This window comes from Arenibacter algicola (assembly GCF_000733925.1).
GTDB lineage: Bacteria > Bacteroidota > Bacteroidia > Flavobacteriales > Flavobacteriaceae > Arenibacter > Arenibacter algicola.
In genome coordinates, this window is the sequence record NZ_JPOO01000001.1 from 230,527 (window position 1) to 245,571 (window position 15,045).

Here is a 15,045-nt window from a genome sequence, read left to right on the forward strand (position 1 = left end):
GTATTTAATGGGACAAAATGTATCTTTGAGTATCTAAATAAACCACCATGCAATTCAAATCACTTCCACAGCTTTTAGACTACTTCAAAGAAGAATCAACTGGTATAGCGTATTACGAAAATATCAGGTGGGGAGATTCTCCTGCTTGCCCTCATTGCGGAAGTCTTAAACCGTACAAGACCACTAGAGGTTGGAAATGTAGCGATAGGGATTGTTACAAGAAGTTTACCGTAAGGGTAGGGACTATCTTTGAGAACTCAAAAATTCCTTTTCGTATTTGGTTCGCTGCAATCTGGTTGTGTACCGAACACAAAAAAGGTATCAGTTCCGTACAATTAGGAATTGATCTAGGGATTACCCAAAAATCGGCATGGTTCGTATTACACCGTATTAGAGAAATGTTGAAGGATAAAGCCCCACAAATGTTAGGGGACGATAAAATGGTAGAAACCGATGCAACTTACATAGGAGGTAAGGAAAGTAATAAGCACCTTAATAAAAGACGTTCGCAAGATGATAAATCGTTGACCAATGAAGGAAAGCCATATAGGGCTAAAAAGACCATTATTGGAATCATTGAGCGTAACGGTAAGGTGGCTTTAAAGTATGTATCGGGTGAAACCACTCAAAATATGGTAGAATTCGTTAAAACTCATGTACCGCAAGATTCAACTATCTATTCAGATGAAGCAGCAGCGTACAAGCAGTTGAAAAGAACCTATAGGCACGATAACGTTAAACACGCTTTAAATATTTATGTAGAGGGTAAAGTTCACACTAATACCATAGAAAACTTTTGGAGCATTTTAAAGCGTGGTATTTATGGCGTGTATCATCAAGTAAGTGATAAGCATGTTAGCCGTTATTTGGATGAATATGCTGCAAGATGGAATAATCGTAGCCTAACTTCTAATGAACGATTCGAGCAGTTCTTAGAGGGGAGTGAGAGTGTTTTGAGTTATAGAAAATTAACAAAAAATTATTTGGAAAATATCCGTTAACTAGGATATTTTCCATAAATTACATAATAAAAAATATTGATATATTTGTATCATTAAATAAAAAATTCATATGTATAATCCGATAACTATTGCTAATTATTTTATATACAAGTCGATAGATGAAGGAATGCCAATTACGCCGATGAAGGTTTTAAAATTGGTATATATTGCTCATGGGTGGCATTTAGGATTAAGAAAAGAACCTTTGTTGACTGAGCAAACTGAAGCATGGAAGTATGGACCTGTTGTAGAATCAGTATATAGGGCATTTAAGATTTTTGGCAAAGGAGATATAGATGGTTTAAAATTCTTTTCTAGGTCAGATAAAACAGAATTTGACGAACTTTTATCAAATCAAGATGATAAATTATTTCTTGATAAAATATGGGATACATATAAGCCATTTTCAGGAACACAATTATCTAATTTGACTCATATGGAAAATACACCGTGGTATATAACTTGGCATGAAAATGGAGGAAGTCTAATGCATGGGGCTATTATTCCTAATAACCTTATTAAAATTCACTACGAAGAAAAGGCCGTTAAAAATAATGCGTAATTTGATATTTTAGATATTGGCCGCAAATAAAGACATTAATAATAGCGAAGACTTAAACTCAATAGGTGAGCCTATTGCTGTTGGAAGTCTTGATAGCACTATTAACGAAAACAAAATTTACGAAGAAAGAACAAAGGGTTCTAAAAACAAACATAGACATATTGTGTTTTTGTGCGCACTTTACTTCATAACTATTTCGGGGATGATTATTTTAGGCGTTAGGCTGTATCATTACATTGCTTCTGATTGTTACCAATGGCTGTCAACTGAACAGATACAGTCACTTGACAAGTTGCTTTTTACAGGCACTATGGGAACCGTTTTAGGTAGGTTCGGAAATAAGTTAATAGAGTAATAAAAATTCATAATGTCGGATCAGAAGAAAGATAAAAAATCCAAAAAAGAACGCTCTAATAACTACGAAGAAAAATTAGTTATCAAGGGCACTTTGGACGATGTGCTGAAAGTATCAGTACCAAAGCCAAAGCAAAAAAAGAAAGAGTAGCCCATCCAGTCCAAAACGACCAGGAGGCTAACGTTCCTATACTTACAAGTATGTACTTTTATTCCGGCAAGATGCCCATGCTCTGTATCGCTGAACTAGTGGCGGTGTAACCATGAAGTACTTATCTTGAATTTTAAAAATGCACGTTCCAAGTGCGAAACTCCACTTTATTTTCTTGTCCCATAATGTATATAGATGCCGTAATATGGGCATATATAATCATGTACAAACGACTACAAACGATAACAAACGAAATTAAATACTTTTCAACCGAATAACATTTGCCTGGGTAGCTAAGTTTGTCCCATCAAAAATCATTAACTGTTTAACCTTTCCCGGAGTGGATTCGGGATTTAAAAATTATGTATTATGAACGCACTTAGAAACAGAGTACAGTTGATTGGGAACTTGGGTAACGATCCAGAAATTATTAATCTAGACGGGGGTGGCAAATTGGCAAAATTCGCCATTGCTACCAATGAGACCTACAAAAATGCCAAGGGGGAAAAAGTAACGGATACCCAATGGCACAATGTTGTGGCCTGGGGAAAGACCGCTGAAATTGTGGAAAACTATCTCAACAAGGGTAAGGAAGTTGCCGTAGAAGGAAAATTGACCACACGGTCTTATGAAACCAAGGAAGGCGAAAAAAGGTACATCACCGAAATTCGCTGTAACGAACTCCTGATGTTGGGGAAATAGGCTGGTCAATTATATTAGGAAGTCTATACCGGATATAGGCATGAAGCAAGAAGTAATCTGTTGGGTCTTTTTTGGGGCCTATTGGGTTACTTCTTTTGCTTTTCTGGAGGGAATTTCCTAGCGATTACTTTTTTCGCGCTTAATTAGTATAAAGTTGCTAGTTAACAATGGTCATTTCGATCGACCGAAGGAAGGAGAAATCACACAAGTAACTGGAATCAAATATCATAGTGGATGTAATATCAAATCCCTCGGAAACTGCCGGACAGGCTTATCCATGGTAAGGAGCCCTTTCTAAGGTCATTGCTTGTCTATTTTGGTCTTAGCCTATGCGTCATCGGTACCTTAAGGGAAAAATTCCAGCTCAAATTTACATTTGCCATATTCTAACAAATTCCCTCCCCTTGGGGGAGGGTTAGGGAGGGGTCCAAGGTAAGGAGCCCTTGCTAAGGTCATTGCTTGTCTATTTTGGTTTTAGCCTATGTCGTCATCGGTACCTTAAAAGATAAATTCCATAAGCTGCCCAATGATTAATCAAATTTATAAGGATGTAACTTTCTGTTTCTGGCTAAAAGCTTAGGGAACTGGAATTTTAAAAGTTATTTGTGCGACTTCTCGTCGTCCTGAAAAAGGACTCTGTCGAAGTGACAAAAAGTCCTCCCCCTAGCCCCCTCCAAAGGAGGGGGGAAAATTCCAGCTCAAATTTATATTTGCCATATTCTAACAAATTCCCTCCCCTTGGGGGAGGGTTAGGGAGGGGTCCCTGGTAAGGAGCCCTTGCTAAGGTCATTGCCTGTCTATTTTGGTTTTAGCCTATGCGTCATCGGTACCTTAAGGGACAAATTCCATAAGCTCCCCAATAATTAATCAAATTTATAAGGATGTAACTTTCTGTTTCTGGCTAAAAGCTTAGGGAACTGGAATTTTAAAAGTTATTTGTGCGACTTCTCAATCGCCCCAAAAAGGGCTCATGTCGAAGTGACAAAAAGTCCTCCCCCTAGCCCCCTCCAAAGGAGGGGGGAAAATTCCAGCTCAAATTTATATTTGCCATATTCTAACAAATTCCCTCCCCTTGGGGGGAGGGTTAGGGAGGGGTCCATGGTAAGGAGCCCTTTCTAAGGTCATTGCTTGTCTATTTTGGTCTTAGCCTATGCGTCATCGGTACCTTAAGGGAAAAATTCCAGCTCAAATTTATATTTGCCATATTCTAACAAATTCCCTCCCCTTGGGGGAGGGTTAGGGAGGGGTCCAAGGGAAGGAGCCCTTGCTAATGTCATTGCTTGCCTATTTTGGTTTTCGCCTACGTCGTCATCGGTACCTTAAGGGACAGATTCCATAAGCTCCCCAATAATTAATCAAATTTATAAGGATGTAACTTTCTGTTTCTGGCTAAAAGCTTAGGGAACTGGAATTTTAAAAGTTATTTGTGCGACTTCTCAATCGCCCCAAAAAGGGCTCATGTCGAAGTGACTGCTAAAGTCATTTCGACCTAAAAGGAGCAAGTTAGGTTCACGAATACCTGACATGAGCTAAATCACACAAGTTGCTCTAATTTTGATGGGCAACACTTCAAAAAGGAAGATTTTGGATTAGTGGATAGTTCGCTATTCTACATTTGTAAGACCATATAGTACCTATCAGAAGAAAATTAAATGCGGAATTTTGGCTAAGAAACATGAATTAAAGTTTAAGCCACTTTCTTCATTAGATCAAAACAAGGACAACGATTGCATCTTTTGGATTCCGACTTTTTGTACTTATCACAGCATTTGGTTTTACATCCGTGCGGAACCATTACTTTTAAAGCCGCTTTTTGCTCCTTTTTTAAAGCTTTTTTTAGCTTTTTTTCAACCTTTTTGTCCTGTTTCTTTTTTTTGCCCACTGGAAATTAGAATAATAACTGGGCAAAAGTATTTATTTTAATTAAATCTAAATAAGATTAAATGTTAAATTATTCGAGGGTTAGCATTTTTAAAGCTGTCGCAGTATGGTAAGTGCATAAAAGAATGAACCCCACCTTATGGCGGGGATTCAGGTTCAATAACTCTTTAGCTGTGCGGGTCCCTTAAAGGGTGCATGCACTTTATTTTAAGCCCATTATTGAGGCGTGATGGCAGCGCTGTTGGCGGTAATTTGCTGTATGTCACGATCAAACAAATACAGCCCGCCTTTGTCATTGCCAATGAGGTTTATCTTGTCCAAAATATTACGGGCCAAGGCTTCTTCTTCGATTTGTTCGGCTACATACCATTGAAGAAAATTATGGGTTGAATAATCCTTTTCCTGTAGGGTTACATGTACCAATTCGTTGATACTATCCGATACAAAAATTTCATGCTCCAATAACTCGTGGAACATTTTCTGAAAACTGCCAAAGTCGGTTTTTGGTGCGTTTAGTGCAGATACATAAGCATGCCCGCCCCTTTCATTGATGTATTTTACCAACTTGAGCATATGTAAACGCTCCTCATCGGATTGGTTGTACATAAATTGTGCAATACCTTCCAATCCTTTGCCTTCGGCCCAAGAGGCCATGGATAAATATACCTGTGAAGATTCCGCCTCTATGCGGACCTGTTCGTTCAATGCTTTTTCTAGTTTTTCGGACAACATATGTTTTAAATTTTACCTAAAGTTACAAATAAAAGACTCTTTTTGCCAGCTCTTAACTTAAGATTTGGAGTTATTTGTGCAAAGCCAATTGGATTCGTTTTCTGGGAATGTCCACTTCTAGTACCTTAACAATAATTTGTTGGTGCAGGCTAACATGTTCGTTCACATCTTTTACAAAACTATCGGACAGGTTGGAGATATGGATTAGTCCACTTTCCTTGATGCCTACATCTACAAAACAACCAAAATTGGTAATATTGTTCACTATTCCTGGCAGTAATTGCCCTTCTCTTAGATCGGAAATGGTCCTGATGTTCTGATTAAAGGTAAATACCTTTGCCTTTTCCCTAACATCCAGACCGGGTTTCTCCAATTCCTTTACAATATCCTGTAGCGTTGGCAATCCCACATTTTCGGTACAGTATTTTTTTAGATCGATTTTTTTTAGAACTTCCTTGTTTCCTATTATTTCGGAAAGGGGAACTCCCTGGTCTTTCACCATCTTTTGCACCAAGGAATAGCTCTCAGGGTGTACTGCGGAATCATCCAAAGGATTTTTTGCCTGCTTGATGCGTAAAAATGCCGCTCCCTGTTCAAAGGCCTTTTCTCCCAAACGTGGTACTTTTTTTATTTCGCTCCTGCTGGTAAAGGCACCATTTTCGTTCCTATAGGCAACAATATTTTCAGCCAGTTTGGGGCCAATTCCGGAAACATAGCTGAGTAAGGGTACGCTGGCCGTATTGATGTTAACGCCTACTGTATTTACACAACTTTCCACCACCGTGTCCAAGGAGTTTTTTAATAGATTCTGGTCTACATCATGCTGATATTGTCCTACCCCGATGGATTTGGCATCTATTTTAACCAATTCTGCCAGGGGATCTGCCAAGCGTCTCCCGATTGATACGGCACCCCTAACGGTAACATCGTAATTGGGAAATTCTTCCCTGGCAATTTTGGAGGCCGAATAAATTGAGGCCCCGGCCTCACTGACCACAAACACCTCAATATTGTTTTTGAATTGAATCCGCTTTATTAATTGCTCCGTTTCCCTAGAGGCGGTACCATTACCTATGGCTATCGCTTCAATCTTATAGGCGTCCGCCAAGGAACTAATTTTCTTTATAGCCCCTGTACTGTCGTTTTGAGGTGCATGGGGGTAAATGGTCTCGTTGTGCTCCAAATCGCCCTGAGCGCTTAGGCAAACAACTTTACAACCCGTTCTAAAGCCGGGATCTATGGCCAAAATCCTTTTTTCCCCCAAAGGTGACCCCAATAAGAGTTGTTTCAGGTTTTTTGAAAATACCTGAATGGCAGACTCATCCGCTTTTTCCTTGGCAGATTTTAGAATTTCATTGGAAAGGGAGGGGAATAGCAATCTCTTATAGGCATCCTGTATGGCCAATTGAAGATGGGGAACTGTGCTATTGTTACTTTTAATGATCCTATACTCCATATTGGAGATGGCTTTCTCATCGTCAATTTCAATTTTAACACGAATAAAGCCTTCATTTTCGGCTCGCAGGATGGCCAGTAGTCGATGTGATGGACACCGATTAAGCGGTTCGCTCCATTCAAAATAGTCCCTAAATTTTTGGGCTTTTTCATCGTCCTTTTTGGTTGCAACAACTTTGGTTGAAATAAGGGCGAATTTTTCCAATTGGGTCCTGATCTGATTTCGAACATCACTGCGTTCATTGATCCATTCCGAAATTATATGTCGGGCTCCTTCCAGGGCATCATCTTCATTGGGAACGGCATCATTGATATATTTTGATGCCTCAAAATCGATTTCATCGGTGCGTTGGGCCAGAATAATTTTGGCCAATGGCTCCAAGCCATTTTTTTTAGCAGTTTCTGCCTTGGTTTTTCGTTTTTTCTTGAAGGGTAGATAGAGGTCCTCCAAGGTGGTGAGGTCCTCGGCATCACTTATTTTTTTGGACAACTCAGGGCTTAGTTCCTCTTGCTCCTCTATGGATTTAAGGATGGCCAATTTGCGTTTTTCCAAAGCTTCAAACTGCGATTTGTACTGTACAATGGCGCCAATTTGTACCTCGTCCAAATTTCCGGTCCGTTCCTTACGGTAACGGGAAATAAAGGGTACAGTACAATCCTCATTTAATAGGGCAACCGTATTTTCTATTCCTTTTATTGGGAGTTGGGTGTTTTTTACAATGTAGGATATAAGATTCATAGGGTAATTTGTTTTAAGGGAGGTCTCGACTTCGCTCGACCGGACATAATATTTTATAAACTTTTTTCAGCTTTGGTTAATTTTTTAAAGGGCATTATTGCTATTTATTTTATCTCTTCCATGGTTTGTTGGTTCGTGCTTACCTTTCGGTATTCAAGTCGTTCATGATTTGTCAGGTCGAGACCCTGCCTGACGGCAAGGCAGGCGGAGTCGAGACCTATTTATCTTCATTTTTCGGTTTAAAAGCGGAATGGGTAGCGTTACGACATTCGGCTAATATTTGTAATAGATTAAATTGACCTTTGGCCAAGGCCAACTTCTTTTTTCCACTCCATATTTTTATTTTTTTTTCAAAATAGACGGCTTGGATGAAATCATTGAATTCTTGTTGAAAAACTAATTTAACAGGCCGTCTTTAATAAGTAAAACAAGACTTGTTTAATCACCTGAGGTGTTCATAAATCCTTCTCTCAAAGGCGTTTGTAATACCAGTGTACGTTATTTCATCCGAACATAATAATGTATATACATAATTGAATTTCATATTGTTACACTTGAGGAGGTCTCGACTGCGCCTGCCTGCGGAAGGCAGGCTCGACCTGACATTAGTATTCAATATAAATATTTCATTACAAAGGCAACATAGTTAGTATGGTTTTACCATCCCAAGTTTACCAGTGAATAGAGTCTGGATTTAGGAGTCCAGGCGTACTCTAAGTTTGTCAGGTTACAGCGGAGTCCGGACTTAATTTATAGTTTCCCCATTCTCTACCCCGTCTTCATCCGGATTCACAAATACCAGTTTGCCATTTGCATTTTCCGTCATAAGAATCATGCCTTCACTTTCCACGCCACGTAAGGCCCTAGGAGCCAAATTCGCTAGAACAGTTACCTTTTTTCCAATGATGTTCTCTGGCGAAAAACTTTCAGCAATTCCGGATACTATGGTTCTTATATCCAGTCCGGTATCCACTTTTAAGACCAAAAGTTTTTTTGCCTTCGGCATTTTCTCGGCTTCGATAATGGTACCTACACGCATGTCCAGTTTGGTAAAATCATCAAAAGTAATGGTGTCTTTTTGTGGGTCTACTTCTTTGTTCATGTTTTCATTTTCTTTTTTGGTAGCTTCCAATTTGTCCAATTGGGCCTGTATGGTTTCGTCCTCCACTTTGCTGAACAATAATTGGGCTTCATTGATCTGATGTTCTGCTGGGAGCAATACTTCTTTTTCCGATATGTCTTTCCATTCAAGGGAATCCTCAGTTGAGCTTTGGGAGATATTGAGGATTTTTTTAAGCTTGGCGGCGGTAAAAGGCAGGAAGGGTTCACTTAATACCGCTAAAGCAGATGCTATTTGAAGGGCAACAAACATGATCGTCTTTACCCTTTCCTCATCCTGTTTAATTACTTTCCAGGGTTCCTCATCGGCCAAATATTTATTGCCAAGTCGCGCCAAATTCATTACCTCCTGTCCCGCTTCGCGGAAACGGTATCTTTCTATGGAACTGGCAATGATCTCGGGATATTTTTTAAGCTCGTCCAGGGTCTCCTTATCTACTTGGCTATAAGTGCCTGGAGTGGGCACAATTCCATTGTAATACTTGTTGGTAAGCACTACTACCCGGTTGATGAAGTTCCCGTAAATGGCCACCAATTCATTGTTGTTCCTAGCCTGAAAGTCCTTCCAGGTGAAATCGTTGTCCTTGGTTTCGGGGGCATTGGCGGTCAAGGTATATCTAAGTACATCCTGCATATTGGGAAATTCTTCCAAATACTCATGCAGCCATACCGCCCAATTCTTGGAAGTGGAGAGTTTGTTGCCTTCCAGGTTTAAAAATTCGTTGGCGGGCACGTTTTCTGGCAAAATAAAATCGCCATGTGCCTTTAGCATACTAGGGAATATAATACAGTGGAATACTATATTGTCCTTGCCGATAAAATGTACCATTTTAGTGTCCTTGGACTTCCAATAGGGTTCCCAGTCCTTACCTTCCCTGGCTGCCCATTCTTTGGTAGACGAAATATAGCCTATTGGAGCATCAAACCAAACATACAATACCTTGCCTTCCCCACCTTCTACTGGCACCGGGATTCCCCAGTCAAGATCACGGGTCACCGCCCTTGGCTTTAATCCGTCATCGATCCAAGATTTACATTGACCGTATACATTGGGTTTCCAGTCATTTTTATGGCCTTCCAATATCCAGGTCTTTAGGAAATCTTCGTACCGATCCAAAGGTAAAAACCAATGCTTGGTTTCTTTTAGGGAGGGTACCGCCCCGGAAATGGTCGATTTTGGATTAATTAGGTCAGTGGCATTTAAGGTGGAACCACAATTTTCGCACTGATCCCCATAAGCCTCTTCATGGCCACATCTAGGGCAAGTACCAATTACAAAACGATCGGCCAAAAATTGCTTTGCCTCTTCGTCATATAATTGTTCGGTAGTCTCCTCTATAAAATCTCCTTGTTCATATAGCTTCACAAAGAAATCTGAGGCCGTTTTATGGTGGACTTCCGCGGATGTTCTTGAATAGTTGTTGAAAGTAATGCCAAAATCCTGAAAGGATTGCTTAATAATACCGTGGTATTTGTCGATTATGTTTTGTGGACTTACACCTTCTTTTTTGGCTTTCATGGAAATGGCGACCCCGTGTTCGTCGCTTCCGCAAACGAAGGCCACATCATTTCCATTTAATCTCAAGTATCTGGCATAGATATCCGCCGGCACATAAACTCCCGCCAAATGGCCAATATGTATAGGTCCGTTGGTATAAGGAAGGGCTGCGGTTATGGTATATCTTGCTGGCTTTTGAAGGTTCTGCGACATTATTTTTGGATTAGGCTGCAAAAATAAAGATTTTTACTTGCAGCTGGCGTATTCCTTCAAAAAATAAGCCTTCGTTACCCTGAAAAGAATTCAGAATTTACGAAGGCCTTCTCGCATAGTAAGTAGGGGGTGACTTTAAGCTACCATTATGGATTTACTAAGTTTTTTATCCTGAACTTGTATTCTATAGATATATTTTCCTGACGCCAAATAGGTAGACAGTCTCTCCCTAACATTGATTTCAATGGAACCCTCCAACATTATTTCATTATATACCGTTCCTAAATGCTGGCCCATGATGTTGAACAATTGGATGTCCACATGACCGCTAAAAGGCATTTCAAGGTAAATATGGGGTGTTGAATCTGTTGGGTAAAAAGGTTTGTGAACGATGGCATCCAGCAATTCAGGATTTGGATTTTCCCCAGTTGGATCTGTCGGCGTTGGAGGAGTGGGCTGGCCATCACTGTAAACAATATCAGGGAAATCTACTCCACTACAATTAAAGCCAAGGTTTACGGGGGTATATTTATATCCGTCCATGATATGTTGTTCCACAAGGGGAATATCTACACATAGCCATTCTGCCAGTACGGTGGCATACAGGTTTCTGAAGTCCATGGTGTATTCCAGGTTACCTCTGCCATTGGGCTCGTCCAAAGAAGGATGGTCACCCACAAAGGCACTGCCATTTAATCCAGAACCGAAAAACAGGGTTGGAGCAGCTTTACCATGATCGGTTCCATTGGAGCCGTTTTCGAATATCCTTCTTCCAAATTCGGAAAAAGTCATGCTCAATACCTTGTCATCCTGCTGGGTAAAGGCCAGGTCATCATAAAAATTATCAACGGCAATAGACAGTTGTGTCATTAGGCGTTCGTGTACCAAAGGTTGATTTCCATGGGTGTCAAAACCTCCCATGCTAATCATATAGACCTTGGTGCCAAGGTTTCCTTTGATCAATCTGGCCAATAATGCCAATTGTCTGGCAAAACCATTATCTTGATACTCTATTTGATTTGAACCGCGCATATAGGCATCGTGTATTGTGCCTGCATACTCATTGGTTACGTTGGATACACCTCTCAGAAATTTGATTTGATCGCTATACATGCAATTGTCGAATAGCTCATCATTTATGGGATATTGCAAACCTGTTTCCGCAATTTGTTCCAACTGATCAATATTGTTGGTTACAAAGGCGTAATTGGTCTCTTCTCCTTCAAAAACCAAACTGCCGTAGTTTCCAACTTGAATGGCGGCAGGACCCTCTGGTCGGCTACCGGGAAAATCCGATAAATAATCAGGGTATAGGTATTCGAAATGTCTACCCATCCAACCGGTATCCCTTCCACTGAAACCTGTAGTGCTAAGGTCGGTATTGGCAAAAATATCAGAACCTGTAAAGTGGGATAGGCTTTGGCCTTCATAACCTACGCCATGAACGGCTTTAAATTGGCCTTCGCCCCACATGGGTTCCAAAGATTTCATATAGGTAGGTACTCCAAATTCGTCCGTTAGCCTAAGTATTTTACTTTCCGGAAGATAAATATTGGGACGTGCATTGGCATATATGTCGTATTGTTCAATGGGGATAATGGTGCTAAGGCCGTCATTACCACCAGACAAACGAATTAAAATTAAAATATTATCTGTTTCCGCCATGGCTATTGCCGAGGTCAGGGGTGATGGAGCCGATGCAGTTAGGAAATTACTGCCCAGCATCATGGATCCAGAACCGGCAATACCTAAGGCTTGCAGAAAGGAACGTCGACTCCATGTCTTATGTTCCAAATCGTGACCATCATGGTCTTTGCCTTTATGGGGTGATTTGTGATGAGTATCGCACATAATGGTCGGTTTTATTTAAGTTGAAATTCGGGTTGTCTTGTAAGGTGTCTTATAAGCAGGTGAACTTGTGAGGGAACCTCTTGGCTTACGCTTAAAATCCATAACGATTGTCCGCCAGGAATATAATCCGGGCCATAATAATCTTCCGGTACATCTTCTATTTTAAATGCCGACATGGCGTTGTCAAAATCCTGTTGGGTAAACATTCCCTTGGGCGTAATTTTATCCACAATGGCCCGTACAACAATTTCGGGGTTACTTGTATTGCTATTGGCGGGTCCAACGGCATCCATGGCAAATGTCCTGAATTGTTCAGGGTTGTCCTGGTAAAAACCATCTACAATGGCCTCCATGGTAAGCCAACGGCCAATCATAAAATTGGTATTGATCCAGTCCCTGTTTCGCTGCCATCCGGCAACATCAAAAGGATCAAAAAGATCTTGCCCCAGCATGCCACTATAATTTATGGCACTTCCAATTGTGGTATTGTCATATTCAAAGCCGGTTTCTTTAGTGATATTCAGGTATAAATCGAACGGACTTTTAATGATAACGCCAATGGCTTCATCGTCAAAAAAATGTTGACTTTTAAAGAGTTGGCTTAATACTGGTGCCAATTCAAAATTATTGCTGATAAAGGTTGCTGTTAAGCCATCGATAATGGTCTTTGCATTGTTGGCTGCATCTGTAGCATCCGGGTGAACGAAAAATTCATATAATTTTTTACAGATGAAATAGCCTATTTCGTTGGCTCTTTCCTCAAAAAGAATATCAATAACGTCATTATATCCCCAATTTCCAGTACGGCCAAAAATTGTTTTGCTCTCGGAATTGAATTTGGAAGCATCAAATACTACCTGCTCACAGCCTAGTTCTCCCCTTTCAACATATCCGGAAAGCGCTTTTGCGGTTTCAATGATATCCTGTTCGGTATATCCATTTCCTTCGCCTAAGGTAAATAGCTCATATAGCTCACGGGCATAATTCTCATTAGGGTTGTTACCATTGTTGTACACGCCGTCCAAATAGTATAGCATAGCACTGGTAAGGCCAATTTCGCTGACAAAGGTCTTGAAATTACCAATGGCATTGCGCTGTAGACAGTTGATATAATGATAAAGGAAGGAATTACAATTGTATACGTCCAGTTCTGTTACAAAATGATTGCTCCAAAAGAAACTAAGACGATCTCGAAGATTATTGTCAAGCAAGGAATTGGTATAGGCCAATTTGAATTCTTCTTGTTGCGACCTCATTAATTGTCCACGCTGGTCGTCATCTTCAGGATAATTGCTATTGTTCCAATCTGCCCAGGTCGGGGCAGCCAAGGGGGGCATATTTTGGGCTTCGAGAATAAGGGAATCAACCAAATTGCCGGCTGTTTGGCCAGTAGCTTGATTAATCGTTTGGACGGAGGCGCTAAAACCCAATCTTCTATATAAATGTTGAGCCCTTTGTCCATCCAGGGGGGTGGTATAGGGGGCCAAACTAGAAGTATTACAGTTTATGAAAAATTCCATAATTTATTCCGCATTTGATAGGTTACTAGTAAGGGGTCATTGCATAACGCATATTTTAATAAGAAATTATTGGTCTTACAAAATATTCGTTATACTGCAAAACAAATTACGTGGTTTGTAGAAATTTGGACGACAGTATGTTAGGTTTTTCGATAAAATGCACGTTTTTTGATAAATAGAATTGAAATGGCATGGCTAAGCATAACGAATTTGGGAAAAAGGGAGAGCAATTGGCGGTCGATTATTTAACTGAGAATGGCTATAAGGTAATTCATAGAAATTATAGGTATTTGAAAGCCGAGATCGATATAATTGCTAGAAAAGGGGATATTTTGGCCATTGTAGAGGTTAAATCGCGCAGTTCTGACTATATGCAACCTATAGCCGACACGGTAACAGAGAAGAAAATAAAACTCTTGGTCTTGGCGGCCGACCATTATATTATTAGCAAGGATCTTGATGTGGAGGCCAGGTTCGATATTATTACCATACATAAAAGTGGGACAAAATTTTCTATAGAACATTTGGAAAATGCGTTTTATCACTTTTAATTATTTGTTTTATTTGTAACAATTTGTTATTTTTACCAAAAGTTTAAGAAAATGAAGACTATTTCATCGGTCGTGGAAGACTACATTAAAAAGAAACCATTTTTGCAAAGTGCTTTAGCTCAGGGTATTATTAACTTAACATCGCTTTCTAGGATAGTAAAACCGGAAATAGAAAGTGAGTTGGGGAAGGATATTCGCAACGGTGCTATTGTAATGGCCTTAAAACGTCTTTCCGATGATTTAGAGTTCCGTGCTACCCATAAAATTATTAAAGTTTTAAAAAATATCGGGGAAATCACGGTAAGGTCATCATTGACCGATTTTACCTTTTTGGTATCCGAATCCATTTTGGAAAATCAGACTGTTTTGTTAAATGAGGTAAATAGGAATAAGGATGTTTTCTATACCTCGTCAAGGGGGGTCAACGAACTTAATATCGTTGTCAGCAATATTTTGGACGAGGCAGTGGAAGAGTTGTTCAAGAACGAGAAGTGTACCCAAAAAGCAGAAAACCTTTCCTCGATTACCGTAAAATTACCGGCGGAAAACGTTTCTGTCCCTGGAATCTATTACTTTATTTTTCAACGTTTGGCTTGGGAAGGAATCGTCCTTTATGAAGTAATATCTACCACCAATGAATTTACTATCATCGTAAATGATGAACAGGTAGATGTGGCCTTTAAGACAATTAAGGATCTCAAAACCTTGTAATGTGG

The 15,045-nt window shown here is 40.0% G+C and carries 12 protein-coding genes; 6 read left to right on the plus strand and 6 right to left on the minus strand.

What is annotated here, in order from left to right; translation table 11 throughout:
• Positions 1–47: 47 nt before the first annotated feature.
• The 4 genes from U735_RS0100975 to U735_RS0100995 all read left to right on the plus strand — a co-directional run bounded on the left by U735_RS0100975 (position 48) and on the right by U735_RS0100995 (position 2,770).
• On the plus strand, positions 48–1,001 hold the full coding sequence (locus U735_RS0100975; protein ID WP_031442038.1) for an IS1595 family transposase: 954 nt from the start codon (positions 48–50) through the stop codon (positions 999–1,001).
• Between the two features lie 70 nt (positions 1,002–1,071).
• Positions 1,072–1,563 (plus strand): Panacea domain-containing protein, encoded by a 492-nt coding sequence (locus tag U735_RS24340; protein WP_034247939.1) that lies wholly within the window; start codon positions 1,072–1,074, stop codon positions 1,561–1,563.
• Positions 1,564–1,930: 367 nt separating this feature from the next.
• The gene (locus U735_RS25430; RefSeq protein WP_157364989.1) at positions 1,931–2,068 is read left to right on the plus strand and encodes a hypothetical protein; all 138 of its coding nucleotides are present in this window, start codon (positions 1,931–1,933) and stop codon (positions 2,066–2,068) included.
• A 369-nt stretch (positions 2,069–2,437) separates the two neighbouring features.
• The gene (locus U735_RS0100995; RefSeq protein ID WP_031442041.1) at positions 2,438–2,770 is read left to right on the plus strand and encodes a single-stranded DNA-binding protein; all 333 of its coding nucleotides are present in this window, start codon (positions 2,438–2,440) and stop codon (positions 2,768–2,770) included.
• A 2,097-nt stretch (positions 2,771–4,867) separates the two neighbouring features.
• On the opposite strand, the gene U735_RS0101010 is transcribed toward U735_RS0100995, so the two are convergent.
• The 6 genes from U735_RS0101010 to U735_RS0101035 all read right to left on the minus strand — a co-directional run bounded on the left by U735_RS0101010 (position 4,868) and on the right by U735_RS0101035 (position 13,778).
• Positions 4,868–5,383 carry a ferritin gene (locus tag U735_RS0101010; RefSeq protein WP_031442043.1) on the minus strand — a complete coding sequence of 172 codons (516 nt, stop codon included), beginning with the start codon at positions 5,381–5,383 and terminating at the stop codon, positions 4,868–4,870.
• 70 nt (positions 5,384–5,453) lie between these two features.
• Positions 5,454–7,577: a Tex family protein gene (locus U735_RS0101015; protein WP_031442044.1), complete on the minus strand. Its 2,124-nt coding sequence runs from the start codon at positions 7,575–7,577 to the stop codon at positions 5,454–5,456.
• A gap of 442 nt (positions 7,578–8,019) precedes the next feature.
• Positions 8,020–8,121, minus strand: a complete 102-nt coding sequence (locus tag U735_RS26105; RefSeq protein WP_316932995.1) for a GIY-YIG nuclease family protein — start codon at positions 8,119–8,121, stop codon at positions 8,020–8,022.
• A 201-nt stretch (positions 8,122–8,322) separates the two neighbouring features.
• Positions 8,323–10,407, minus strand: coding sequence for a methionine--tRNA ligase (gene metG / locus U735_RS0101025; protein ID WP_031442045.1), 2,085 nt, complete (start codon positions 10,405–10,407; stop codon positions 8,323–8,325).
• Positions 10,408–10,542: 135 nt separating this feature from the next.
• Positions 10,543–12,258 (minus strand): DUF1501 domain-containing protein, encoded by a 1,716-nt coding sequence (locus U735_RS0101030; protein WP_031442046.1) that lies wholly within the window; start codon positions 12,256–12,258, stop codon positions 10,543–10,545.
• An 11-nt stretch (positions 12,259–12,269) separates the two neighbouring features.
• Positions 12,270–13,778, minus strand: coding sequence for a DUF1800 domain-containing protein (locus U735_RS0101035; RefSeq protein WP_031442047.1), 1,509 nt, complete (start codon positions 13,776–13,778; stop codon positions 12,270–12,272).
• A gap of 191 nt (positions 13,779–13,969) precedes the next feature.
• Between U735_RS0101035 and U735_RS0101040 the strand changes: the two genes are divergently transcribed.
• On the plus strand, positions 13,970–14,329 hold the full coding sequence (locus tag U735_RS0101040) for a YraN family protein (RefSeq protein WP_031442048.1): 360 nt from the start codon (positions 13,970–13,972) through the stop codon (positions 14,327–14,329).
• Positions 14,330–14,380: 51 nt separating this feature from the next.
• Entirely contained in the window at positions 14,381–15,040 is a 660-nt protein-coding gene (locus U735_RS0101045; protein WP_031442049.1) for an aspartate kinase, read from the plus strand.
• Positions 15,041–15,045: the final 5 nt, after the last annotated feature.